This is a genomic window from Paenibacillus sp. FSL H7-0323 (assembly GCF_038002725.1).
GTDB lineage: Bacteria > Bacillota > Bacilli > Paenibacillales > Paenibacillaceae > Paenibacillus_AQ > Paenibacillus_AQ odorifer.
Map to the genome: position 1 here is coordinate 1064771 of NZ_JBBODB010000001.1, position 26894 is coordinate 1091664.

Annotated in this window: 22 protein-coding genes and 2 pseudogenes; 22 read left to right on the forward strand and 2 right to left on the reverse strand. The window is 40.3% G+C overall.

The window, feature by feature from the left end; translation table 11 throughout:
- Window positions 1-40 precede the first annotated feature (40 nt).
- From MHH89_RS05095 to MHH89_RS05110, 4 genes and pseudogenes are all read left to right on the forward strand, one after another.
- The gene (locus MHH89_RS05095; RefSeq protein WP_175618980.1) at window positions 41-481 is read left to right on the forward strand and encodes a hypothetical protein; all 441 of its coding nucleotides are present in this window, start codon (window positions 41-43) and stop codon (window positions 479-481) included.
- A gap of 44 nt (window positions 482-525) precedes the next feature.
- A complete protein-coding gene (locus MHH89_RS05100; RefSeq protein WP_341086487.1) occupies window positions 526-1257 on the forward strand; it encodes a DUF5071 domain-containing protein in 732 nt (243 codons plus the stop codon).
- A 43-nt stretch (window positions 1258-1300) separates the two neighbouring features.
- A pseudogene (locus MHH89_RS05105) lies at window positions 1301-1627 on the forward strand (PhzF family phenazine biosynthesis protein); the annotation flags it as partial.
- Window positions 1628-1641: 14 nt separating this feature from the next.
- The gene (locus MHH89_RS05110) at window positions 1642-1857 is read left to right on the forward strand and encodes a sulfurtransferase TusA family protein (RefSeq protein WP_076129310.1); all 216 of its coding nucleotides are present in this window, start codon (window positions 1642-1644) and stop codon (window positions 1855-1857) included.
- 2 nt (window positions 1858-1859) lie between these two features.
- Here the strand turns inward: MHH89_RS05110 and MHH89_RS05115 are convergent, their stop codons facing one another.
- Entirely contained in the window at window positions 1860-2744 is an 885-nt protein-coding gene (locus MHH89_RS05115; RefSeq protein WP_076135116.1) for a LysR family transcriptional regulator, read from the reverse strand.
- A 173-nt stretch (window positions 2745-2917) separates the two neighbouring features.
- On the opposite strand from MHH89_RS05115, the gene MHH89_RS05120 reads away from it, so the two are divergent.
- The 9 genes from MHH89_RS05120 (at window position 2918) to MHH89_RS05160 (ending at window position 13248) form a co-directional block, all read left to right on the forward strand.
- Window positions 2918-3607 (forward strand): YeeE/YedE thiosulfate transporter family protein, encoded by a 690-nt coding sequence (locus tag MHH89_RS05120; RefSeq protein ID WP_076129312.1) that lies wholly within the window; start codon window positions 2918-2920, stop codon window positions 3605-3607.
- 66 nt (window positions 3608-3673) lie between these two features.
- Window positions 3674-3901 carry a sulfurtransferase TusA family protein gene (locus tag MHH89_RS05125; protein WP_076129313.1) on the forward strand — a complete coding sequence of 76 codons (228 nt, stop codon included), beginning with the start codon at window positions 3674-3676 and terminating at the stop codon, window positions 3899-3901.
- A gap of 22 nt (window positions 3902-3923) precedes the next feature.
- Window positions 3924-4484, forward strand: a complete 561-nt coding sequence (locus tag MHH89_RS05130) for a YeeE/YedE thiosulfate transporter family protein (protein WP_232061338.1) — start codon at window positions 3924-3926, stop codon at window positions 4482-4484.
- Between the two features lie 84 nt (window positions 4485-4568).
- On the forward strand, window positions 4569-5789 hold the full coding sequence (locus MHH89_RS05135) for an FAD-dependent oxidoreductase (RefSeq protein ID WP_341086488.1): 1221 nt from the start codon (window positions 4569-4571) through the stop codon (window positions 5787-5789).
- Between the two features lie 244 nt (window positions 5790-6033).
- Window positions 6034-7002, forward strand: a complete 969-nt coding sequence (locus MHH89_RS05140) for an ABC transporter permease (protein ID WP_076129315.1) — start codon at window positions 6034-6036, stop codon at window positions 7000-7002.
- Between the two features lie 29 nt (window positions 7003-7031).
- Window positions 7032-7928: a carbohydrate ABC transporter permease gene (locus tag MHH89_RS05145; RefSeq protein WP_036678249.1), complete on the forward strand. Its 897-nt coding sequence runs from the start codon at window positions 7032-7034 to the stop codon at window positions 7926-7928.
- 72 nt (window positions 7929-8000) lie between these two features.
- Complete coding sequence (locus tag MHH89_RS05150) at window positions 8001-9686, forward strand: extracellular solute-binding protein (protein ID WP_341086489.1); 1686 nt, start codon at window positions 8001-8003, stop codon at window positions 9684-9686.
- A 171-nt stretch (window positions 9687-9857) separates the two neighbouring features.
- Window positions 9858-11438, forward strand: coding sequence for a response regulator (locus MHH89_RS05155; RefSeq protein ID WP_076217915.1), 1581 nt, complete (start codon window positions 9858-9860; stop codon window positions 11436-11438).
- Between the two features lie 16 nt (window positions 11439-11454).
- Window positions 11455-13248, forward strand: coding sequence for a sensor histidine kinase (locus MHH89_RS05160; RefSeq protein WP_341086490.1), 1794 nt, complete (start codon window positions 11455-11457; stop codon window positions 13246-13248).
- A 37-nt stretch (window positions 13249-13285) separates the two neighbouring features.
- Here the strand turns inward: MHH89_RS05160 and MHH89_RS05165 are convergent, their stop codons facing one another.
- Window positions 13286-13492: a DUF1657 domain-containing protein gene (locus tag MHH89_RS05165; RefSeq protein ID WP_036678243.1), complete on the reverse strand. Its 207-nt coding sequence runs from the start codon at window positions 13490-13492 to the stop codon at window positions 13286-13288.
- A gap of 212 nt (window positions 13493-13704) precedes the next feature.
- On the opposite strand from MHH89_RS05165, the gene MHH89_RS05170 reads away from it, so the two are divergent.
- From MHH89_RS05170 to MHH89_RS05210, 9 genes and pseudogenes are all read left to right on the forward strand, one after another.
- A complete protein-coding gene (locus MHH89_RS05170; protein ID WP_076129318.1) occupies window positions 13705-14565 on the forward strand; it encodes a DUF421 domain-containing protein in 861 nt (286 codons plus the stop codon).
- A 971-nt stretch (window positions 14566-15536) separates the two neighbouring features.
- Window positions 15537-16715: pseudogene (locus MHH89_RS05175) on the forward strand (right-handed parallel beta-helix repeat-containing protein); the annotation flags it as partial.
- Window positions 16716-16914: 199 nt separating this feature from the next.
- The gene (locus MHH89_RS05180) at window positions 16915-18357 is read left to right on the forward strand and encodes a spore germination protein (protein ID WP_076306759.1); all 1443 of its coding nucleotides are present in this window, start codon (window positions 16915-16917) and stop codon (window positions 18355-18357) included.
- Window positions 18354-19505 carry a Ger(x)C family spore germination protein gene (locus tag MHH89_RS05185; RefSeq protein ID WP_076280721.1) on the forward strand — a complete coding sequence of 384 codons (1152 nt, stop codon included), beginning with the start codon at window positions 18354-18356 and terminating at the stop codon, window positions 19503-19505. The genes MHH89_RS05180 and MHH89_RS05185 overlap by 4 nt, the downstream gene beginning before the upstream one ends.
- Before the next feature lie 21 nt (window positions 19506-19526).
- Window positions 19527-20615 (forward strand): GerAB/ArcD/ProY family transporter, encoded by a 1089-nt coding sequence (locus MHH89_RS05190; RefSeq protein ID WP_076280720.1) that lies wholly within the window; start codon window positions 19527-19529, stop codon window positions 20613-20615.
- Window positions 20616-20747: 132 nt separating this feature from the next.
- A complete protein-coding gene (locus MHH89_RS05195; RefSeq protein ID WP_076194299.1) occupies window positions 20748-21725 on the forward strand; it encodes an AAA family ATPase in 978 nt (325 codons plus the stop codon).
- Window positions 21726-21728: 3 nt separating this feature from the next.
- Complete coding sequence (locus tag MHH89_RS05200; protein WP_076280718.1) at window positions 21729-22817, forward strand: DUF58 domain-containing protein; 1089 nt, start codon at window positions 21729-21731, stop codon at window positions 22815-22817.
- Window positions 22814-24142 (forward strand): hypothetical protein, encoded by a 1329-nt coding sequence (locus MHH89_RS05205; protein ID WP_312148036.1) that lies wholly within the window; start codon window positions 22814-22816, stop codon window positions 24140-24142. Before MHH89_RS05200 ends, MHH89_RS05205 begins: the two co-directional genes overlap by 4 nt.
- A gap of 132 nt (window positions 24143-24274) precedes the next feature.
- Window positions 24275-26872, forward strand: coding sequence for a hypothetical protein (locus MHH89_RS05210; RefSeq protein WP_081390429.1), 2598 nt, complete (start codon window positions 24275-24277; stop codon window positions 26870-26872).
- Window positions 26873-26894 lie beyond the last annotated feature (22 nt).

Below are 26894 nucleotides of genomic sequence, written 5' to 3' on the forward strand. Positions count from 1 at the left end.
AATCTATAAATCAATCGAATCCCAAAGCTAGGAGGTTGAGATGAAGAAATTCATTATTGTAATTCTAGCCATAATTGCTTTATTGCCATTACATGCGGTCTCCGCGGATTGGGCCGGTTCGTTTGTTGTTTATTCAGGTGACATCTACGAAATATCAGACGATGAACTCATCCCCTCCGAAGAAATCGATAAGAAGATAGGGCATGTAACTAAATATTCCGATGAGGAAGGCACGTACAGGGGAAATTTCTCGAATATTTATCCTAAAGGTACGCCCTACTACTCAATTATCAATACGGATCCAAAAGATTACATTGCTATTAAGACCCAAGAGGATATCTTTGTAAAAGCTTATAATAAAGGCCATTATCCCAATGATGAATTGGTTAAAAAAACGATTTGGATGTATTTCTTATTGGGGACATCGGTTATCGTCTTATTAATAATTTGGATAATGAAGCGGAAGAAAGCAGTGTTGTAGCTAGAACGGCGTGGTGGAAAATTCAAGTTCAAAGGGTGAATCTAGTGGAAGAAGCATCTAGTCTAATCAAAAAATTATCATGGCACACACGCGAAGAGGAAAAGGAAGATGCAATTAATAAGCTACAATATATAAAGGATGAAGCTTTGCATTTATTAGTACAACCTATATCAAAAGACTATTGGGATGGAGCGGCTGAAACAGTCATACGTTTAGGATATCCACGTGTGAAAAGCATATTGCCGGGTTTGCTTGAATGGATACAAGATTTAAATTGGCCAGGTGCGGGGGAAATAGCTGGTTTTTTACTTGAAATAGGGGATCCGATGATTCCATATGTTAAAGATGTACTAAATCAACACAGCGATGATCAAGAATGGGTGTATTGGATTTTCGAAAAATTAATTGATCATTGGAACACGAACCAAGTCCAACAGATACAAGCAGAATTAATTAAGATTTCACAGGAAAAAGCCAATGACCTATCGGCATTAAGAATCTTATTAACTCACGGTATATACGCAAAAGATGTGGTCTGTGAAATAATCCAGCACAAAAAAGATGTCCTTGTATTTGAACTCAAGGAACTTCATGATACTCATCTTGAAATTGATTGTGAAGCTCTTCATAAAGAATTCTTAAATCAGCAGCCTAATGTAATTAAACAGTTTTATGAGCACAATAAAGACCGTTTTTATATATGTAATGCGATATCTAACCGCCAAGAAGTTTTAAGAGAAATAGAAATTTTTACTGCTGAGTTTCTCACTTCGTGAAGTTATCAAGCTTTATTGAAATAAATTGAAAGGAGACTAACCAATGAACAACATAAAAGTACTTCATTATGATGCTTTTTCTCCTTATCCCAACAAAGGAAATCCAGCTGGTGTAGTATTAGATGCGGCTCATTTGAGCGAAAGTGACATGCAAGCGATAGCTCATAAGGTCGGTTTTAACGAAACAGTTTTTGTAGTCTCATCAGATGTAGCTGATTTAAGGCTTAAGTATTTTACGCCAGCCCATGAGATCAATCTTTGTGGACATGCTACAATGGCATCTTTATTTGCTTTAAAAACAAAGGGGATCCTTGGTGAGGCTGGCTCGATAAAGATCGAAACAAACGTGGGGGTGCTACCCATTCAATTCAGTATGGTAACTTCATGATTGAAATTGATTGTCTGGGAGAAATCTGTCCAGTACCAGTAATGATGTTAAAAAAACATCAAAAAGCCATTCAAAATGGCGAACAGGTGATGCTGGTTACTGATCATAGCTGCGCAAAAGTTTCCATCACGGATTACTGTCGTGGTTCAAATTTGAAATGTACCATCCAAGAAGTTATTAATGGGGTATGGGAGATTACGATTGAGATATAAGTTCAACACAATGTATCAATCAATGTCTTTTCTATATAACGAATTAATTGTTTCGTATCATTGTCACAACGCTGATTATGTTTTTTTACCATGTAGACATCGTTATTTACTTGGAACTGATCAATATGAATAATCTTGAGTTGTTTACTATACAACTCTTTTTTTATGGACATATAAGGCAGAAAGGCAACACCATGTCCTCTAATTGCAGCAAGCTTTACCGCCTCAAGGGAGTCCAGATTAAACAGTATGTTTAATTTAAGCTCACCCGCAGATATGTTATTTAAAGCCCTTTGCACACAATGAAGCTGTGAGGACCAGATTAACGGATATTTAGGGAGCTCATTCAGTGTGATTTTATCAGGACAAACGGTCGTACTGCTTGCCACTAGCATAACTTGATCAGAAAACACCATATTGGAGCTTAATTCAGATTTCGGGGAAGGCCCGGAAATAAAGCCAACATCACCTTCTTCAAGAAGCAAACGTTCTTCTACTAGTGACGATGCCCCTTCGTTTAGAGTGATATGGCAATTGGGAAAATGCTTTTTTACCTCATATAAGGTACATGGCAGGGCATAATTACAGACTTCTGGAATCGCATAAATAGACAGCTCATGTTGTGTTGGCTGTAAATGATTGATCTCTGTGACCATATCATCATACAATTTACAGATTTGCTCCGCATACTTCTCTGCTATAATCCCTGCTTCTGTTAGGCTGGCCCCTTTATTACTTCTCACAAAAAGCTCAGAACCCAAGGTATTCTCCCAGGATTTCAACTGCTGACTCAGTGCGGATTGGGTGATATGAGATTTCTGAGCGGCTTTAGATATACTTTTTAACGAAGCAATATCTAAAAATAATTTAAGCGTTTCCATATTCATACTTATTCCTCCTGTTGCCCGCTGTTAGTGCAAACTATAGCATACTTGATTACGCTCCATCTGTGCCATTAGTAACACTTATACAGCATAAAGAAAGCAGATAACCACAGCGCAAATAAGTATGTTACTATTTTCACATAGTCAATTACATAAAACGATGGAGGTGTTAGACTATGGGGCAAACCGTAAGTCCCGAAACGAAATCAATCCGAACCAGAGCTCCTAGAAAACCTAAAAAGAGTCAGTTGCCCATCGCGTTGCTGGTCACAGTTCTCATTATTGGGTTTGGTTTTTTCCTAGACCATTCCCACGATAAAATGGTTGTCTACCTGCTTTTCGGTATTTCGTTTGGCGTTATTTTGCAAAGATCACGTTTCTGTTTTACTGCATCACTTAGAGATCCATGTATTACAGGCAGCACATCGGTAACAAGAGCTGTACTGATAGCATTTTCTCTCGCTACGATCGGATTTACAGCCATAAAGTATCCAGCATTCCTGGAAGGTAAACCGATTCCTGGGATGGATAATGTGGGTCAAATCAGTTTTGCTTTGATAATTGGCGCAGTATTATTCGGAATTGGCATGGTTATTGCAGGGGGTTGCGCTTCGGGTACATTGATGCGTGTAGGTGAAGGATTCACGATGCAGATGTTGTCACTTGTGTTTTTTGTCATTGGGTCACTTTGGGGATCACATGATATGGGTTGGTGGAGAGCTAACGTTATAAAGGATGCACCCACTGTATTTTTACCAGACGTCTTTGGTTGGCTTGGAGCACTAGTTGTTCAGTTCCTGATCATTCTTCTGTTGTACATCGCTGCAGTTAAATGGCAAGAGAAAAAGATGGGAAGCGCAGATTAGTTTAAGTTATTACGTGAATATTTTCACTATTAGGAATTTTAAAAAATATAAAAGGTGGTTTTTAAGATGGCTGAATTTACACTTGATTGCCTGGGAGAAGCTTGTCCGGTACCGTTAATGAGAACAGAAAAGAAAATGACTGAACTAAATGTTGGAGACGTTCTAGTTGTTGCTATTGATCATAGCTGCGCAATGAAAAACGTACCAGAATGGGCGAGAAAACAGGGACATAATGTGGAAATCGAAGAGGTCGATGATGGCGAGTGGGAAGTTGTTATTGAGAAGGTAAAATAGGATCGCTAAGTAGGAAAGGACGGTGAATGAAACGGTGAACGAATTCTGGTTGAAGATATCGTCTAACCGCTTTTACAAGCAATTGCTCAAAGAACCGTTTACTTATGTAACTGGAGCTGTACTTCTCGCTGTGTTCGCTACAGCACATCTGGCTGTTTTCTCAAAAGGATGGGGAGTAACCAGCGCCTTCGCGGACTGGGGAGCTTGGGCGTATCGACTGGTAGGAGGAAATGTAGATAACTGGGCTTACTTTAGTACGGAGAAAGCTCAAAAAACATTATCTTCCGGATTTTTGAATGATGGTGGGTCTATTCGAAATGTAGGGATTATCTTAGGTGCATTAGCAGCGACATTGTTTGCTTCCGAATTCAAGCTTAAGAAAATTAAGTCCAAAAAGCAGGTAGTGGCGGCTGTACTTGGTGGGTTGCTCATGGGGTACGGAGCTAGACTGGCTAATGGATGTAATATAGGTGCATTATTTACGGCTATAGCTTCTTTATCGCTTTCAGGCTGGATTTTTGGATTGTTCCTGCTGGTTGGTGCATTTATAGGCAGTAAATTATTAGCCAAATTCTTTATGTAAAAGTGAAATAGACTGAGCTTATAGTGCTGACGAGAGTCAGCCTATTTTATTGAAATCATAGTCTACACAGGAGGGTCAATTGAAATGGAAAAGAAGACAGAACAGTATGATGTCGTCATTATTGGTGGCGGGGCTGCTGGATTAACAGCAGGGATCTATTGTGGACGAGCAAAATTGAAGACACTTCTTTTGGAAAAATCGCTGGTAGGCGGTCTTGCGACTTATACTAATGAAATAGAAAATTATCCTGGTTTTCCTGAAGGAACGACCGGAACAGATCTTATGGGATTATTTCATAAACAAGCCAAAAAATTTGGTGTTGATTTCAAAATGACAGATGTCAAATCTGTCTCGGTAGCGGAAGAGATTAAAGTAGTGGAAACCTTTCGGGTTCGATATGAATGTAAAGTCATTATCATAGCCAGTGGAGGAAAACCAAGAATTACAGGTGCAGCTAATGAAGATATGTTCTTATATGATAAAGGGATTTCCTTTTGTGCAACCTGTGACGCTGCGGCAAATACGGGGAAAACAGTTATGGTCGTTGGCAGTGGTGATGCAGCTATTGAGGAAGGGATGTTTCTGACTAAGTTTGCAGATAAAGTGATCGTATCTGTCATGCATGATCATGGGAAAATGGATTGTAATGAAATTGCCAAAACGCAGGCACTAGAAAACCCTAAAATGGAATTCATGTGGAATACGGTGGTAAGTTCTTTCGAAGGTGAAGAACGTTTGAATTCCGTCGTCCTGAAAAATTTAAAATCTAATGAACTGCAAATCGTAAAGGTCGATTCATGTTTCTTATTTATTGGATACACCCCGAACACAGAAATTTTATCAGGGGTAGTAGATTTGAATCGTAATGGATATGTACTTATTAATGAGAAAATGGAAACGAATATACCTGGGGTCTTTGCAGCAGGAGATGTGTGCGATAAATTTCTAAAACAAGTTGCTACCGCTGTTGGCGATGGTGCCATTGCAGGGTATGGTGCAGAGAAGTATATATCTGAATGTGAGGTGTATGAGCATCAAATTCTGAATCAAGGCAAAGCATCTGTTGTTTATTTATGGAATGCCACAGATCCTTCCTGTCGGGAGTTATTGCCTTTAATTGAGGGATTTGAGCAATCCCATTCGGATGTCAGGGTCACAAAGGTAGATGTATATAAGTCACCCGGACTTGCTGCCAAGCTAGGGATAGATTCAGTTCCTTCTATTGTTTATCTGGATAATGGGAAGGTCCAAAAAGTAATTACTGAAAAGATAAATGAAGAAATACTGAGGACTCTTGCTAATTAAGGAGAAAGTCAAAGACACATGCAGATGTTATCTCTGTATGTGTCTTTTTTTATTCAAGCTTAAGGAATATGAGACGAGCTAATGCAAGAGAGTGTCAAAGTATCAATAATAGTTGTTTTGTCATATATTTTTGAAAGCGCTTAAACCTTATGATTATTTTATAAATGTTGCAACTATAGCGGAGGGAGAAAGGACATCAATTATCTGTACATATCTTCAAAATCATCACAAGGAGGATTCACCTATGGCGAACGCAAGCGTCGCACCAGACAAGAGATCCGGACCGAATCTCAACAAGCAACGAACTAGCGGGATCAGACGCTTTTTTAAGCAAATAGATCTACAGCTTATGGTATTGCCAGCACTTGTTCTAGTTTTTATTTTTGCCTATATCCCCATGTACGGGATTCTAATTGCATTCCAGGATTACAAGTTAGGGAATAGCTTTATTAGCAGTGACTGGGTTGGCTTAAAGCACTTTATTTACTTCTTTAATGCTCCTGAATTTGAAGTGGTTATGAAAAATACAATCATCATCAGCTTACTGAAGTTTTGTTTTGGATTTCCTGCACCGATTATTTTGGCGTTAATGCTGAACGAAGTCCGTAAGATGTTCTTTAAACGGGTGATTCAGACCGTTACTTACTTGCCTCACTTCTTATCTTGGGTAGTTATCGGCTCAATGGTTACCTCGATGTTATCCGTAGATAACGGCAGTATAAATATGCTGCTTGAGAAATTGAAATTCATTGATGAACCGATCAACTTCCTTTCCATGACAGAATATTTCTGGGGCATTTTAGTTACAACCAATGTATGGAAAGAAATTGGATTTGCTTCAATCGTGTACTTAGCTGCCATTGCTGGTATTGACCCGCATTTATACGAAGCGGCTTCGATGGATGGTGCAAGTCGGTTTAAACAGATATATTTGATAACGTTGCCTTCAATTATGCCAGTTGTAATCATCTTTATGATTTTGGCAATCGGTAATCTGGTGAATGCAGGATTCGAAGACATTTTGATCCTAGCTTCCAATCCAGCTCTGCGAGAAGTGTCAGATTCAGTTGATGTATATGTTGTACGTGTCGGTATAGACAATTTCAGGTACTCCTATGCGACTGCTATCGGATTGTTCAAGGCCGTGATCAGCGTGACATTACTTACCTTTGCCAACTTCATTGCCAGAAGAGCAGGGAACAGCTTGTGGTAATGAATTACTCAATATAGGGGGACCAAACTATGAAACGTATTAATATAGGAGATCGAATATTTATAGGATTCATATATGTATTTTTGACCTTACTGGCATTTTCCGCTTTTTATCCATTTTGGAACTCACTTGTTATTTCCTTTAATGAGGGGATGGATACTTCGAAAGGTGGAGTTACTTTCTGGGTCCGTGAGTTCACGCTTGAGAATTATAAGATCGTTTTTGAAGATTCTCGTCTAATGGGTGGATTCGTCATTGCTACATTGCGGACAGTAATCGGTACAGTAACAGCGATACTGGCCACTTCGATATTCGCTTATGGAATGTCGAAGCGTGAACTGATGGGTCGCAAATACTACATGATTATGTGTATCATTACTATGTATTTCGGTGGAGGACTCATTCCGTCTTACATGCTTATCAGAAGTTTAGGTCTCTTCAACTCATTTTGGGTGTTTATAATTCCTGCACTGGTCAGCGTATGGAATATGATCATATTCCGGACCTTCTTTCAAGGTCTTCCACAAGGTTTAGAGGAGTCAGCAAAGATTGACGGTTGCGGATATTGGGGGACTTTTGTCCGCATCGTACTTCCTTTGTCGGGACCAGTTATAGCAACATTATCTTTGTTCACAGCAGTAAATCACTGGAATGAGTGGTTCGTAGCGAGTATTTACATTACGAAAGAGGAGTTAATGCCGATTCAGACCATCTTAAGACAGATATTGTTCTCTAATATTGCTTCAGAACAGCTGTCTAATGTAGATGCAAGCTCCATTGCTCATATTAACTCGGCAAAGAAAATAACCTCGAAGTCATTAACGATGGCTACGATCATGGTTGCAACCATTCCGATTGTATGTGTGTATCCATTCCTACAAAGATTCTTCGTTAAAGGGGTCTTGGTCGGATCATTGAAAGAGTAGGATGATAGAATGAGAATGGGTTTAGAGCGTATTGCTTTGAACATAGATTACAAATTGAAAGGGGAAAATACATTGAAGACTAAGAGAAAGATGCTTCTCGGTATGATGTCTACCTTGCTATTAACGACTTTGGTTGCGGGTTGTGGTGGCAACAATTCAAGCGCTCCGGCGGCAACTGCTGAACCAGAGAAAGAAGGAGGAACAGCGGTCAACACAGCAACTGAAGCTCCTGCGGCTGATTTGTATGAATTAGGGAAAGAACCGCTTGAAGTCTCATTCTACGGAAATTACGGCTGGTATCAAATGCCGAAATGGGGCAAAGATGCTGCTTCTAAATGGATTTTAGATAATCTGAAGATCAATGTCACAGGAATTAGCTCTGGTGGTAATAACGCTCAAAAGCTGCAAACGATGATCGTTGGTAACGAGCTGCCGGATATTGTGTGGACCGAGAAAGGTGCTGACGTAGAACGTCTTCGCCAAGCGGATATGCTAGTTCCTTTGGATGAATATATTGATAAATATCCAAACTTTAAGAAATACTTAACAGCTGGACATTTGGAATTGCTTCGTTCCCCTGATGGGAAGATCTATCAGCTACCGAATTATTATACAACTCAACCAAACGGAAACGCCGGTTATGCTATTAATAAAAAGATTTACAAAGAGCTTGGTTCTCTTAAGCTAGAAACGACAGATGATTTGTATGCTTATTTAAATGCTGTTAAGGCGAAGTTCCCTGACGTTATTCCGTTCGAGACGGGTTTAGCGAGAGATGGTAACGGAATTGACCAGTTATTCTCCTCTTTTAAAGAGAGTAATCTGTCGTATACTAGAATATACGCCGTACCTGATGGCGACAAAATGGGTTCGATATACAAGGATGAAGGATTCCGTGAGTCAGTTGTATTTGCTGCTAAATTAATGCGTGAGAAGCTAATGACGCAGGATGCGAATACTCAAACAGAAGATCAAATTAGAGAGAAAGCGATGAATGGCAAGTTTGCTGTTATTGCGACTTTTGATCCAATGAAATTGCTCGCCACTGCTGATGAAGAGATGAAGAAGACGGATCCGGAAGCTGGATATATGTTTATTAAACCGATTTACAAAGCTGGTTTGGATCAAAGTAAGATTACTCCAGGAACGTATAATCAGTTAGGTTGGAACGTTGCTACAATCACTAAAAACGCTAAAAATCCAGAGGCTGTATTCGCTATGCTTGACTGGATGACAGGACCAGAAGGTTCTATGGTTCTTAACTGGGGTCCTCCAGGACCAGAAGGGTATTGGGATGGATTTGAAGCAGATGGACTTACTCCTAAATTTAATAAAGATAAATATCTGAATGAGCCAGAAGCTCTGTCCGAAATTAACGGAAAAGCCGGTGACTTGGTATGGGTAGGTAATACTGTTTTCTTGGATAATACAAAGAAAATGATGTTGCAAACCCTTCCAGCTGACAAAATTGACTTTAGTAACCGTTGGCAGATGGAAGTAACTTGGGCTTCGCAAGGTGACTTTACGGAGTTCCTGAATTGGGATCCGGCTCCAGACAGTGAAGAAGGGATTATCAGACAAAGTGTCAGAGATATCTGGTTAACAGCAAGAGCAAAATCGATGTATGCGAAGACTGATGCAGAAGCATTAGCAATTCTTGATAAAGCACATGAAGATTCTATCAAGGTTGGCTATGAGAAATTTCTTGATTATGTAACAAAAGTATGGACAGAAAATAAGAAAGCTTTAGGTAAATAATAATTTGTAATACGAAGGTTTGCTATTTAGCAAGCCTTCGTTTTTACGTCCCATTTCTTGTACTCATTGTTTTATCAGCTGTTAGGGAAGAGAATGAATGGTATACTGAAAAAGATTGGTTAGTAGATTCAGCAGGTTGGTTTAAAAACATTTCAAAGGGGGATTGTGTTGATGTACAACGTATTATTAGTAGACGATGAGATGCTTGATCTTGAAGGCATGAGACAATTCATTCCTTGGAATGAACTGGGTATGCAGGTCGTGGAGGCAGCGAATAACGCGTTTACGGCATGCGATATTTTAGAACAGCATGTTATTGATATTATTGTTAGTGATGTGAATATGCCGAATATGTCGGGTCTAGAGCTGGCTCGGATTGCCATAGAGAAAAAAAACGATATACGTGTGATTTTTGTAAGCGGTTACCAGGATTTCAGCTATGTGAAACAGGCGCTTTCACTAAAAGCATATAGCTATGTCCTTAAGCCAATGGATGACAAGGAACTTATTGCTGCACTACAGAAAGTAAAGCAGGATTTAGATGATGAAAGTAAACGGCGTGACGTGGAAGAAGCTTATCAGCATATGATTCCTATGGCCAAAAATGATTTGTTGATCCGCTTATTTGAAGGGGAATGGGAGGGGGACACTCAAGCTGGAATGTTGAAGCTTATGAAGTCTTACGGTCTGGATAAGCTGGAGTGGCCTATACGTGTGGCGGTTTTGGAGCTGGATTATTTCAATTGGTTTCAAGAACAGGATAATCTAACTAAACATCTAATGTCCAAGGACTTTCTGTATGAAGTGAATACAATTGCTCAGAAGCACGGTATGCCACATTGCTATAAGGTATCGTCTTATCGAATCGCGTTGTTGATTAACGAACAGGAGATGGAGAAGTTTATTGAAGAAATTTATGAGTCAATTCGCACAAAATTTCCTGTCACTATGACCGTAGGTGTAGGGAAGCCTACATTTGCTATGGACCAGGTCCACACCTCCTATCGGCAAGCTATGGAAGCCGTTGACGGAAAGATGTTTCTCGGCAAGGGCAAACTAATTATGTATGAAACGGTTAGCAGCGAACCTGGTATGATTGATGCCCGTACGTTGGATGCCCGTATGGATACACTTTTTAAAGCGATGAAAGAATATGAGTTAGTCCTTATTTATGACGAGATCGATAAGCTGTTTAAATCCGTGAGTAGTTTAAGATCTAAATTCACGATTCATAATCTAGCCATGTATATTATATGGAAGCTGGATCAGCAGTTGAAAGAGGTTAGTGAGGATTTATTTGAAATCTTAGGTATGGAGTTACATAGTTTAGATATTTTGCTTCAATTCGATACGATCAGTGATATACGCTCTTGGCTTGTACTCAAAACGTTTGAAATATCCGAGTACCTACGCAGTAAAACAGAGTCAGTGAACAATAAACTGATTAGAGAAATTATGCAAATGATGAAGGATAAGATGAGCGAGAATTTTACGTTAAAGGATATTGCACAGCAGTTCTCTTTCTCACCCAACTATTTGGGATATCTATTTAAAGAGGAGACTGGGAAAACGTTCAGCGAAGTACTCATTCAGCTGCGAATGGAACAAGCCGGCAAGCTTTTGAAAGATCCGAAGTGTAAAATCTATGAAATCGCGAGCCAGGTAGGTTACCGTTATCTTCCTTACTTCAGCAGACAATTCAAAGAAGCCTATGGTATGACACCTATGGAGTATCGTAAGCGGGAGAAGTGATGGGGGATGATGTTGCATGAAACAACCAAGAAGTAAACATAAGTATGTGCCGATAGGGTATAAATTAATGCTGACGTATATTTTTTTCATTATTATCCCAGTATCTGTGATAGGTTTTGTCTCTCACTCTATGTACAATGATTCATTACGCGAGCATACAAGTTCGAATATTAAAGGTACGTTGTTGCAAATTCGCGATAATATTGATTATAAAATGGGGGAAGTTATCCGGATATCAACACAGTTATATAGTGATTATGATTTCTATCGGAATCTGCGAAGCTATGAAGAAGGCTGGGAGAATTATGACCGGATGTCTATGAAGGTACTTCCAAAGCTGGATGTAGCTATTCAATCAACGGGTATGAGGATTGGGATGTCGCTATTTTTAAAGAATGAATCCATTCCTGAGATCTATTCGAATTCGCTAGAGGGCTATCTGGATAATAGTAGCTTCTATCATCTTTATCATATGAACCGGATTGAAGGGAAATCCTGGTATTATGATTTTCCAACCGAGAAATATGCGGAGACTATGAAATGGTGGCAGATTGAGCGCGATGTAGAAAATAATCGTATCTCGTTGCTACGTAGATTAATAGATACATATGACCCTCTCGTACCTAAGGAGATTGGCTTCCTGCGGATTAATGTAGGCATTCCAGATCTGTTCAATAGTGTGAATTATACGAAGATAGGAAAAGGAAGTATTCTAATTTTAAAAAACGAGTTCGGAAGAACGATGTACCAATCGGGAGAACTACCAGAGCACTATTCCAACGAAGCCGAACTTAATAAGGATTACCTGACGATTAGTGAAACAGTTACAGTTTCTAACCAAGCTTGGCAATTAAACGCGCTAGTTCCAATTACGATTCTTGAACAGGATGCAGTGAAGGTACGACTGTTTATTATTTTGATGTGTCTTATTTGTTGTGTTGTCTTTAGTTTCGTCGGCATATTTATATCCCGATATTTTTCAATTCGGATTAATAAGTTCGTATATGTGCTGAATGCCTATCGGGAAGGTGATCTTCACAAGCGCATTTCCTATCGAGGCAAGGATGAATTCTCTCAGATTGCTACCGCATTAAATGATATGGGCGAAAATATCGATATGTTGATTAAAGAGGTATATTTGACGCAGCTCCAGAAGAAGGAAGCAGAGCTTGAAATTCTGCAATCACAAATCAATCCTCATTTTCTATATAATACGTTGTCATCTATTATTCAATTAGCCAAGTTTGGTCAAAATGAGAAGCTGCAGCAGATGGTGCTGGAATTAGCGAAGTTTTATCGCCTGACGCTTAATGAAGGACGTACCATGATTCCGGTCCCGACTGAAATTGAGCAGGCAAACGCTTATTTAGAAATTCAGAAAATTAAATACGGTGAACGTCTGGAAGTTATGTTTGATTTTGATACAGAAATCTGGCCTTATGAGACCATAAAGCTCATTCTACAACCATTTATCGAGAACGTGCTGAAGCACGCCTGGTGTGGTGATCACATTCATTTACGCATTGTTGGGCGTAAAGAGGGCAATAATATTCTGTTCCGTATCATTGATGATGGAATCGGCATGAGACAGGAACGTATTGATCAAATTTTTGATCCAAAGGGTCACACGAATACAGGTTATGGGGTCCGTAATGTAGATCAGCGAATTAAACTACAATATGGATCTGAGTACGGCGTAACCATTTTTAGCCGTGTTGGAATTGGCACTTCTGTTCAGATACTCATTCCTGCTAATAAGGGCAAGCGTGGCATTCGTTCGAATGTTGTACATGGTGAAAAGGGGTCTTAAAGCTAGTTTTTCTAGCCTAAGACCCCTTTAACTTTAATTAGAATCCTTTATATTGAGGCTCTTCGGACTCCAATTCGGTTACCCGGTTCTCTACTTGAGTTACGATTTGTTGTGTTTGCTCGGCTGCGTTTGTGAACAAGGTTTTTGCACTCTCGTTTTGTGTTTCTAATGCAAATTGTTCAAGACTGGCTTGAGCACCTTTTAAAGAAGATAAACATGTTTTAACTTGTGAGGCTACTGTCATTGAGTTTCTCTCCTCTGTGTTGGATTATTAGCATGACGAATGCTATTGTCCTCAAATGCATCTGTCGTTATGCAGGAAAAAAATTCATACTTGTAGTAATAGATGATTTTCCATAAATAAGTAGTGAAATTCCGGATTGAATGCGGCTTTATTGACAAATAATGAGTGTTAGTAAATAAACAAGTTTTGATTCAAAAAGGAGGGTATTTGTAATGCCGGAGTGGTTGGAGGTTGTAGTTCGAACGCTCTTTGCTGTGGTTGTACTTTTCTTTTTAACAAAATTACTTGGAAAGAGACAAGTATCACAGCTCTCGTTCTTCGAGTATATTACGGGGATAACCGTCGGCAGCTTAGCCGCTTACATTTCTTTGGATACGGATAAGTTATGGCATTTAGGGCTCATTGCACTGATTGTATGGGTGGCTTGTTCTTTAGGGATCGAATACCTTCAGATGAAGAGTAAAAAAGCAAGAGACTTTATTGATTTCAAGTCCACCGTACTAATTAAGGACGGAAAAATACTCGAAGATCATATGAAAAAAGAACGTTTAACCACAGATGAACTGCTGGAGGAATTACGCAAAAAAGACGTTTTCAATATATCGGAAGTGGAATTTGCGATTATGGAATCTGATGGAGCCATAAATGTTTTACTCAAGAGTGAATATCAGCCGGTAACCCCTAAGCAATTGGGTATAAAGGTTGCCCCGGAGAAAGAGTCGCAAGTTGTCATTATGGATGGTAAAGTGCTCGACAAACCATTAGACACCCTAAACCTGACGCGAAGCTGGCTGGATGGAGCCCTTGAGAAAATGGGTTTTACGGTTGAGAATGTTTTTCTTGGACAAGTTGATTCTTATGGTGAGCTGACTGTCGATTTGTATGCCGATAACTTTAAAGTCCCACAGCCGCAGGATAAGCCTCAATTATATGCTTTGCTGAAAAAATGTGAAGCTGATTTAGAAATGTTCAGTTTATCAACAGATAATGAAAAAGCTAAAAAAATGTATGAGCAATGTTCGGAGCAATTGCAAGCTTCACTGAAGGTTTTGAAACCGTTAATTCAAAGCTAAGGGTAAAGATAAAGGCACTCTCGAGTAAGATCGAGGGTGTTTTTTTATATTAATTTAAATAAATGTAATAATATGGGCATAAAGTAGCTGTACAACCTCGAAATATTAATTATAGTTGAGATTAGGCTGGAGTTATAGATGACATAAGATTGGAGGAATGCCCTCGGTTTTTATTTAAATTAGAAAACAAGGAGGAAGATGTTCACGTGAAACTAAAAAGAAGATTTTCATTCGGAATTATGGTTACGCTTACAACTTTACTGGTTCTAGGTAATTTGGCATGGAGTAACCCTACCGCACAGGCAGCAAATATCTTCAGTAATGATTTTGAGAATGGAAATGCCGACAATTGGACGAGTACAACAGGAACTTGGTCTGTAGTTGAAGAAGGTGGCAATCATGTGTATTACCAATCCAGTCAAAACGAAGGACGTTCGTTCTCCGGTAGCAACACGTGGACAGATTACAGCGTTCAAGCTGATGTGAAGATTGATGATTTCAATGGGACTAATCGAACTTATGTGTGCGGGCGCTATGTTGACGGAAATAACTATTATGCTGCATCTCTGTCTAACAGTAATGGTGGGACGCTTGAAATACGAAAAAAAGTGAATGGTTCAAGTTCAACACTGGCTAGTAAAACTGATTTTCCTATAACTACAGGGACTGCCTATACAGTTAGGCTAGAGCTTAGTGGAGATTCGCTTAAAATGTATGTTAATGATGTTTTACAGCTAAATGCACACGATAACATTTTGACAGCAGGAGGTATAGGACTTGTAGCTTATAAGACAGCAGCGAAGTTCGACAATATCAATGTCTCCGATATCACAACGGGCACTCCGACACCAACGCCTACTATAGCTCCAACAATTGCACCAACGGTAGCTCCTACGGCTACTCCAACAGCAAGTGCAACTCCCACTGCGACAGTAGCTCCAACCGTCACACCAACAGCAACACCAACAGCAACACCAGTTGCAGGCTCTATTTATGTAGCTCCAAATGGTCTGGACAGCAACGCAGGAACAATTGGTAGTCCAACCACACTGGCCTCAGCGATTACGAAGGTAGCCCCCGGGGAAACCATCTATATGCGTGGAGGGGTTTACACGTATTCTTCAACAATAATTGTTGGACAAGATAATAGCGGAAGCTCTAACTTACGAAAGAACATCGCTGCATATGGGACTGAGAAGCCTATATTGGATTTTTACGCCCAGCCATTTGACCCAGCTCAACGTGGTTTGCAGATATACGGTAACTACTGGAAGGTAAAAGGATTAGAGATAAGAGGCTCAGGAGACAATGGGATCTTTATTGGCGGGAACTATAACATTATTGAGAATGTTGAAACCCACCATAATCGGGATTCGGGACTGCAAATCAGCCGGTATGCTTCATCACTGACCAGCATGAGTCAATGGCCGAGCTATAATCAGATCATTGGAGTGTATTCTCATGATAATTATGATCCGGATAACGGGGAAGACGCTGATGGTTTTGCTGCTAAGCTGACCATAGGTCCTGGTAACGTATTCGATAAATGTATAGCTGCATGGAATACAGATGACGGCTGGGATCTTTACAGTAAATCAGAAACAGGTCCCATCGGAGTGGTGACGATCAAGAATAGTATCTCCTATAAGAACGGACAGACCTCAGATGGAAATTCAACGGCAAACAGTGATGGGAATGGATTCAAACTAGGTGGTGAAAAAATTGCAGTAAACCATATTGTGCTGAATAGCATAGCATTTCAAAATAAAAAACACGGATTCACTTACAATAGTAATCCAGGCTCCATTCAACTAACAAATAATACTTCTTGGAGTAACGGACAGAGTAACTTTGCTTTTGATGCCGGTACTCACCAATTTACGAACAACTTGTCTTTTGCTGGAGGATCGAGTGACAAAACAAGTGGAACCGATATTCTAAGTACTAATGTGTGGTGGAAAAGTAATGCAAGTACCAATGCCAAGGGTTTGGTGGCCAGTGCCGCTGATTTTGTAAGTCTTACACCTTCAGTGGTGCGAAATGCAGATGGTTCTTTTAGTCTGGGCAGTTTCCTCAAATTAACTGGGGGTAGCGATCTAACCGGATCTGGAACACCTAGCGGAACTAATATTGGTGCAACTTTTCCGTGATTTGAAAGCTAGGGGTTTGAGCTCCTTATTTAATTGACTCTGTAGGATTAGATAGGTCATTTTATTCGATATTTTGATGGGCATGAGTCCGGTACTATACCGGATTTGTGCCTATTTGGTTTGTTTTAAGTATAAACCTTCCATCACGTTGGCAAACTAAGCCAGATTAACAAGTCACAATTTTGGGGGTAGTCTGCAGATGTCTGGAATTATTGAAACAATAAAAGAACAACTGGAAGGATCTAGTGATGCAGTTTTTCAAAACATTCGCCTTCATGGGCATTCCTGTGACTTGATCTATATCCCATTCATCGTAAATTCCCTGAGTCTTCATAAAGATATTGCATTGCCGCTAAAAAATGAAGCAAATTCAGAGCACAAATGGCCGGATTTTTTAGAACGATTGGATCGAGGAGCTGTTTTTCCCATCCCGTATCTTAAGGAGTTTGACATAAACAAGGCTGTGGATTTGATTGTCGCTGGAAAAGTAGTGCTTTATTTTGAAGAGCTTCCTTATGTTTATTATTTTGAGATCACGCAATATCAGAAAAGATCGGTTACGGAATCACAAAATGAACTTGTGGTGATTGGACCACAGGAAGCATTTATTGAAGATATTGAAACAAATCTGTCCCTGCTCCGACACAAAATTAAACATCCGGATCTAAAGACTATTCATTATACGATTGGTAAATATACCAAAACTGATGTGTATGTTGTATATATTGAAGGACTTTATAAAAAAGAAGTTCTTGCTGAAATTGAAAAGCAACTAAATGAAATAGATATTGATGGCATATTGGGCATTAGTTATATATCGGAACAATTACGGAAGGGGAACTTGACACCATTTCCGGTATTTCAATATACAGAACGCCCCGACTCGGTGGCAGCTTCTTTAATGGAAGGCCGGATCGGAATATTACAGGATGGCACACCCACTGCAATGATTGCACCTACCTCTTTTTTTACAATGCTACAATCCTCTGAGGATTATTATCAAAGCTTCTATGCCGCAAGCTGGATTCGAATCGTTCGATTTGTGTTCTCCATCCTATCGATGATTCTTCCATCGCTTTATGTTGCGATTACAACCTTTCATCCTCAGATCATTCCCTCAAACCTGTTAATTACGATAGCATCTGCCAGAGAGAACATTCCTTTCTCAGCATTGACTGAGGCTTTGATTATGGAGCTTACCTTCGAAGCCCTTAGAGAAGCTGGAACCCGAATACCAAAGCCTGTAGGCCAGACCGTTTCAATTATTGGCGGTATAGTCATCGGTCAGGCTGCGGTGCAAGCGGGAATTGTATCCGCTCCTATGGTTATTGTTGTTTCCATTACCGGTATTGCCACCTACATTATTCCCCATTATGAGCTCGGTCTGACTTTTCGCTTACTTCGTTTCCCTTTATTGATTATGGGGGGAACAATGGGTTTGCTCGGGGTATATATTACAGCTTTTTTGATTTACGGGCATTTAGCTAATCTTAGACCGTTAGGATCACCATATTTACAACCCGTTGCCCCTTTGGTGTTAGAAGATTGGAAGGACACATTATCTCGCTTTCCCTCTAACTATATGAAGAAACGCAGCAAACTTTATAGCAACAGGAATCTAAGGAGACAGAATCAAAAATGAGAACTCTAAAGATAGGAGTTGTTATACTTCTACTCCTAAATTTAACAGGCTGTTGGTCTTCAAAGGTGGAACTGGACGAATTAACCTTTGTGTACGGCTTATTTATAGATGTAGGCAAAGAAGCAGGCACCGTTGAAATTACGATTAACTCTCCTTTGCCCAATCGTCTAAACTCGGGAAGCCAGCCTTCAAGTGGTGGCGGTGATGGGAATAGTTATTCTACAGTTTCTAAGACCGCAGATACGATCGCAGACGCCATGTTACTAGTTCAGAAAGATCTGACACGTCAACTTAGTCTTTCCCAATTGAAAATAATTGTCTTAGGGAAAGCTTATGCAGAACAAGGGATTGGTGAACTCCTATTATGGATTAGAAGAGAGCCAAGTCTCCCCCTTGGAACCTATGTTATGGCTAGTCCCGGCAGTGCAAAAGAGATGAATACATTAACACCTATCTATGAACAATTGCCTTCTGATGTACTGAGGAGCTTTGGAACAGAAAAATACATGTTTTCGACTACAATTAAGGACTGCATATTCGCTGAGGCTTCGGGCGTTGGATTTGCTATAAATAATCTTTCATTTGGTAAAAAAGAAGAAACTACAAAAGAAGGTAAACCACAATATTGGGCAGGCATTCAAGGAGCTATGTTGTTTCAGAATGAGAAAATGAAGGGAATACTAAAGCTTAAAGAGGGGAGGGCATTGGCATGGGCCGCAGGCAAGCTTAAGCTGTCGGTTTATTCTGTTACCTGGGATGGTGGAGAAAGTGCAGCAAGTGTTGTATTTGTTAGCGCCAAATCTTCGAAAAAAGTAAAAATAACGGATAAGGGTCCAGTTTTTACAGTGAAATTAAAGGGAAAAGCTAGTGTGATTTATTTAAGGGATCCTAAGAAAAGAAATCTAGAAGAGATCAGTAATATCATTACAGAGAAACTAAGCGATAAAGTAACTGTTAATCTGACCGAAGCTATACATTTATCCCAAAAAGCAGGTGCGGATGTTCTACAGCTGGGCATGTTGCTGGAATGGAATGATCCGAAACTTTGGAAGCAATTAAGAGAACGTTGGGATAATTACTACGCTCATGAGGCAGATATTAAGGTGAAGACGGACTTTCGGATTGTGGATTTTGGAACAGCAAAATAAAGAACTGAGGAAGGAGAAGTTATGCGTACAACAAAGTGGCAGCTGTTCCGGTTTATCACCATTTTTTTTAGCTCACAAACCACCATTTTTTTGATACCAGCTATTATTGCTACTTCCTCTTATCAAGGCTGGATTGCATTAATCGTTGGCTCCTTATTAGGATTGATATTATTGTGGTTTACAATCTATGTTGGTAAGCTGCGACCTAATCAAGCTTGGGTTCACTTTGGAAAAGAGATCATTGGCAAATGGCCACATAAATTTATGATTCTGCTCCTACTATGCTGGTGTGTTTATTATGTTTCTTTCGATATAGAGAATTTCGTACTATTTTTCGGCTCGAATTATTTAAGAGGAACTCCACCTCTATTTATCCAGTGTGTCGTTGGTCTCGTAATCATGTACACGGCAAGTCTAGGATTTGCAACAATTACATATATGGCCGATGGATTATTTATTATTTTCTTTATTACCGTGATCATTTTATTTAATTTATTCCTTCCAAACGCGGACTTTAATATGGTACCTGCTTTCTTTCATTATCATGATCCTGGAATCGCCCTGAAAGATTCTATTGTGGTCATGTCATGGTTTGGAGAATGGATTGTCCTTTTGTTCATTGCACCTGATTTAAAAATTGAAGCGAAAATGATGAAAAGATTAGTATTTGCGCAGTTCTATGTTTCAATTACGGTCTTAATAGGATGGTTATTGACAATGATGAGTTTTGGTCCACATTTAGGCCAGCAACTCCAATATCCTTTTCTTGAGATGGTGCGTAGTTCGAAAGAAGATAATTTATTAGGTAATACAGACCCGCTTTTGATTGGAATATGGTCGTCTTCGATGTTTATTCACAGCGCTTTCCTTATCTATATAGCTTCAAAATGTGTAGCAAGTTTGTTTAATACTAACAGTAAAAAAATTTACGTTCCCCTTTTAACACTGGCTTCAGTGACAATAGCGTACTTATATTCACGCGACGTCGGCAGATATTACGAACACTACAAAAGCTTTGCCATTGTGATCATTTGGCTAATCGTTGAAAGCATACCCATTTATTACGGGATTGTAGCTTTCTTTCGATATCGGCATAAGACGGCGAAATGAAAATCGAATGGAAGACGGGTGCTGTCTAATTATGGGCAGTGCCTTTTTTTGTGAATTATAAATCGGGTACGCTTTCTGTTATGATTAAAGCACTTATTACATAATTATCCTCAGATTGGATGGTGTATTCACATGAATCTTCAAGAAGTAGCTGAACTTATCAAATCTATTAGGGCCAATCTTGCCAAAGTCATTGTAGGAAAAGAGGAGGGAGTAGACCTGCTGCTGACCGCATTACTTGCGAATGGACATGTCTTGCTGGAAGATGTACCTGGTACGGGTAAAACCTTGCTGGCAAAGGTGCTTGCCAAATCATTGGATTGTTCATTTAAGCGCATACAATTTACGCCGGATTTATTGCCTTCCGATTTAAGCGGGATCAACTATTACAATCAGAAGACGGGAGAGTTTCAGTTCAGACCAGGTCCGGTATTTGCCAATATACTGCTGGCTGACGAAATTAATCGTGCAACACCTAGAACCCAATCCAGCCTACTGGAGTGTATGGAGGAACGGCAAATTACTATCGATGGGGTAACGCACGGATTAGAAGCACCGTTTCTTGTCATTGCTACTCAGAATCCGATAGACAACCAAGGGACCTTCCCACTGCCTGAGGCTCAATTAGATCGATTTTTGATGCGGATTACTACGGGTTATCCTACCTTTGATGAAGGGATACATATTTTGCAGCGTTTTCGTGAGAATAATCCGCTCGAAGAGTCTTTTCCTGTAGCAACGGCACAAGATATTCAAGCCGCACAGCGTTTAGCCGCATCGGTAAGTATCAGTGATGATTTATTAGGTTATATCGTACGGATAACGGAAGCTACACGCAAATCTACGGCAGTAAAACTGGGTGCGAGTCCACGTGCCAGTGGCGCGTTGCTTAGATCAGCTCAGGGATATGCACTTATTCAAGGCAGATCCTATGTAACACCGGATGATATCAAAGCCGTGGCTGTTTCCGTGCTTGCACATCGTCTGCTGCTTCATCGGGGATTAGGCTCAAGAGAGGGACAAGCCGCGGATATTGTATTGCAAGTGCTTCGTGAAGTTGAGGTGCCTGCTGAACCCGTGACGTCCTTAAGAGGCGGAAAGGTGGAATGACCTATGGCTTTGCCTTGGTTCATTTTCATTACAGTGGCGTTGGTGTTACTTCTTGCTGACATTTATAAACGGAATGGTCTGAAAGCGCTTAGTTATTCTCGCTATTTTTCACGTAAGACTGCTTATGAAGGAGAACGTATTGAGATGATCGAGGAGATCATTAATGCGAAGCTTCTTCCTTTGCCGTGGCTCCGATTGGAGTCTAGTATTGCGAGAGGTCTGGAATTTGGAAGTCAGGATAATCTTGGGATTAGTACAGGAGAAATCTCTCAGAATCATATTAGTTTATTCTATTTAAAATCTTATCGTCATATTAAAAGACGGCATCAAGTGACATGTGAGCGCCGTGGTTTATATCGTTTGGAATCCGTGACTATGACAACGGGAGATCCATTTGGTTTGACTCGAAAAAACAAAACATATCCACTCGAGTTAGAGTTGTTGATCTATCCCGTTCTGCTGAATCTAGACGAGCTTCCATTGCCCATTCATAGCTGGCTGGGTGAGCTTCCTGTGAAAAGATGGATCGTTGAAGACCCTTTTCTGACTGCTGGCATTCGTGAATATAGCTCAGGAGATTCTATGGGATTGGTAAACTGGAAGGCTACAGCACGTACTGGTGTTATGCAGGTTCATAAAAAAGATTACACGGCTGATTCCCGGCTCGTCATCTGTCTGAATATAGAGGACAGTGATTCCATGTGGAGAACGGTGACTGATGTGGAACGAATCGAGCAAGGAATAAGATATGCAGCGACTATAGCTGAATACGCAATGCAGCATGGAATTGAGACCGGATTAATCTGTAATGGCAGATTGGACGATGCTGGCGAAAGAGATCCAATTGAAGCAGAGCCGATGGCTCAGCTCGAAGATATGTTAGAGCTCCTGGCAAGGCTGAAGCTGGATAGAACACTTCCTATGAGTCGACTATTGGAATTGCAGGTTGAGAGTGGAATTAGTGACACAGACTTTCTAATCATAAGCTGCCATAGGGGAGCAGAATTGCAAAAGGCGACGGATCTCCTAATGCAGCAAGGCAATGGTGTGGAATGGCTGGATATTCCGGAACAAGGGAGAGAGAGCGCATGAAGCTTACGTTGTCTGGCTATGTAAGGGAAACAGTGAAACTCTGGTTGTGGTCTATTATTGAATTGTTGCTATTTCTACCGGTTTGGGTTCTATTTCAGATTTATTTGTTGCCCCAACAAGATGAACAAATATGGTTGATTGCGCTGCCTATACTAGCTTTAGCAGGCATTCTTTTGCGCAATTTTTGCAATGTAAGATGGAAGCAATTACTTGCCGCCTTAATCCTCGGGGCATTATTAGGTGTGGCTTCAGGGAGTTTATCCATCGAAAGCCTTCCCTTAGGTGTGGCTGGAATTATATGTACATTCTTAGGGATGACGGTAGACTCTAGAAATAATAGATTCAGAATGTTTTGGATAGGTATAATAATCTATTTTGTGGCAACTATAGCGTTTCATAGAGTTCCTGAATTGGAGCCAAGTGTGCCGTTATTGACCTGGTGTGGCAGTCTGTATTTAATACTGACTTTACTTATTTCTAATAGCAGCTATATACGATACAGCGCACTTACTGAAGAGAATGAAACGCTGCCCAAAGGGATACAACGGAATAATCGTATATATGTCATTGTGATTGGAGTTATTGCAGCTGTACTAGCGGCAGGTGTCGGTAAAGCTATAGGATCATTGGTATGGAGACTCTTACGCTCATTTTTCAATTTTATTAATGAGTTATTTTCTGGCACAAAAGAACCAGAGCCTCCGCCAGCAGAATTGCCGCCAGCAACTCCGATGTTACCACCTGTTGGCGAGCAAAAGCGTGGCTGGCTAGCTATTATACTAGAATATGGCTTTTATATTTTGGCGGCGGTATTATTGGGATTTGCAGCCTATTATGCACTTCGCTGGTTGTACAGAAATGCTGGAGAAAAGTGGCGGAAAGTCATAGATGCATTGTTATCGATGTTACGTAGGGAACATACCCCTAAGAATAATACAGCATATCTTGACGAGGAGAAAAGCGTCTTTACTTGGGAACAAACCGTTCGAGGGTTAAAGGATTTCTGGAGTTCTCGTCTTCCTTCAAAACATCGTAAGGATCGCTGGGATCAGATGAATGGCGAGCAGGAACGTGTCCGTTGGCTTTATCGGCGGTGGCTTAATATAAAGCGCGATAACGGTTATGAAATGAAAAGTTATCTTACGCCGCAGGAAACAAAAAGGGATGTTTTGCTATGGGGAGATCGTAGCAAGCATAAACGTAAGGGTGATGATGATTCTTTAGCAGCAGATCAATTGATTGAAATATATGAAAAAGTTAGATACGGAGAAGATGAGCCTGCCGCTTCTGATATTGCAGCTTTGAAAAATCAACTGAAATTATAGAATCATTTTCAGAATATATGCAAATTGGAACAAATAGGTTACAAAAGACCTGTAAGAGTTACAAACTGGATACAATTGGATCTGTGCTAACCACTATAATAATTCTAGTAAAATACTCGTGGAGGGAAGTCAATGAGAAAGCATAGCAGTACATATGTTGTTTTACTCTTAAGCACCTTTGTCATAAGCCAGTTGACAGGGCATACCGCTTCGGCTGCTGCAGTTAGTTCTGTTCAGCCAAAATCGGCGGTAGCTGCTGCAACTGTAACAGCTCCTAGTAATCTGGGTTCCGTTTCTTTAGGAGCTAATATCAAAGCTACACTGGAAGATGTGAATATTTGGTCACAGCCTGGAGGCAATATTTTAACTTATACAATTAACTATTCGAATGGCAGCAACAAAAGTGCTAGCCTACTGTATTATTTTTCGAGAGTTATGACCTCTGGCGGCTCTGTTATTCCAGGGAATCCACTAAGTGCGGACGCTACTAAGAAAAAAGTGGGTTCTAACGAAAGCTTGCGCGTTACATATTATGTTAATGTCGGCCAGGTAAATTCGTTAAAAGGTATCAAGATTCCAATGTACGTTTGGGATTCCAAAACCAAGGGGTATCTCAAGCAAGTAGGAACTTTTAATATACCCGCCAACTATTCGCCAACCGCTGTAAACGGAAAAAATGTAAGCACTACAATGAATGACATTCCGGTTATTGCTAAAAGTGAATCCTTGGAGCTCTACAAATACAGCGGAAAGGTTTATGCCAAGGTGGGCATAAGCTTGACCAATAAAGGCAGCAAAGTATTAAGTGATCCTGGTTACGCAGCATATTTGGTCTCGGCAGGGGGAAGCTCGTATGAATTAGCCCTTGACCGTTCTCAGCTTAGTTATAAAATTCAGCCCCAAGAGAAAAAAACCATTTATTATCTTACAGAAATTCCTTCGTATATGAAGACGGATAATATGAAACTGCAATTCACCCAAAAGGATGAGGCGCTGAAGCTGGAGATTGCCAAATCCTCGTACAAGCTGCCTGCGGCTACTACACCAAATCTGGTAGTTGGCAAAGGTGTAATCAAGAAAATTACCATCAATAACAATACGGTTGAAACCCAATTAAATAACGCAACCGTATACGCAGAGAACAATAAGGGATTCTGGACTTTTCAGCTGCGAGTGAAGAATACAGGAAAGACAGCCGTTACGTTACCTTCTTATGAGCTTGCTGTCAAATCCTCAACGGGGACAACCTTTCCGATCAATTCTAAGGGCTTGAGCGGATTAACCATAAAACCGCTGGAGGAAAAAATCATCCCGCTTACCGCACAGGTACCCCTTGAGGTAGAACAGAATTCACTGCAATTGCAGATGATTGAGGCTGTTTCTGCTCCAGATAATAGTGAAACGGGAACTACTGGAGAAGGTGTAGCAACTGGAAGCACTGGTGGAACCAATGTCGCTACGAGCAACACAGCTAAACTAACGGTTCCGGTTGCTTACTTTACGATCTCCTATACCTTGCGTCCTGAGATACAGAAAGGTATGGAATATAGAGCAACAAATGAATATGGGACGTTTACTTATAGTTTAGTTTCCTTGCAGCGTTTTCCATGGAAAGACGATGATATCGTTGTTGCCAGATTAAATATTACGAATACCCAATCGGTTGCCTTGTCTCTGCCGGAATTAAAGGGAGCTGTTCAGGTAGACAATGAGGACATGTCATCTTCAACGGAATTGTTTATGGATAAGGAAACTTCAACGATTGGGCCCGGTAAAAACGCTGAAATCTATGTGTTTGCCAAAATTCCTTATACACAAGAGTTCGATAAATTAAAATTAAATCTTTATTCTATGGTAAAAGAAGAGAAAAGCTCGTTCCTGTCAGTTACTACGAACAGCATGATGAACGCTGTAGCTTCTATTGAAACTGGAGGAAGTTATGTTATCTCTGGTAAAGGCAAGAACGCAAAAGTGCAAGAGAACAAAACCATTATTTATGAAGGACTTAACTCCAATCTCGTATACACAGAGCTGCTTCTGAGCAGTGAAGAGAAAAGACAAAGCAAAATGGCTCGCCTCCAAGCTTATTACAAAACGGGAGATGGTCAGCTATTCGAAGCTACAGCCAATCAGCCGGATACGTCTGCTACTCCAGGCGGTAAGCAATTAATCACCTTTTGGGCTAAGGTTCCGAAGGCTGTTAATGCTTCTGATGTAAGCCTGTTCCTTGGGCCAGGGATTACTGGGAATAAGCTGACGGAACCCGGTCAGGAATCCACTGGATTTATTAATATGGCTTCACTGTCATTAAATCCGGTCATCACACCACCAGAGAAGAACTTGACGAAGGTGGCTATTTATCCGTATACCATGTCCGTTCTAAGTTCGGAAGGGCGCTCACTACAAGGCAGTGACTCTATAAATATAGTTATGAATTACAATCTTCTTCGTGACAGCAGCTATGATATGGGAACCTTCACGCATAAGCTGGTCCTCAAAATGACGGATCCATATGGTCTATCTCAGGAACGAAGCTTGAACATTGGCACCGATATTCTTGAAGGGACCAACAACTCGTATACAGCAAGCTTTAGCAATAATATGTATAAGAATTTGTCAGGAGGAACCTACCGGATCACGCTGTACGATGAATTCCAAGGTGAACGGATCGAGCTGGCTAGTCAAGCTTATAACATCAAGATTGATAGAGCAGTTGTAACTGAGAAATAGCATTTCATATCTATTATTGTAC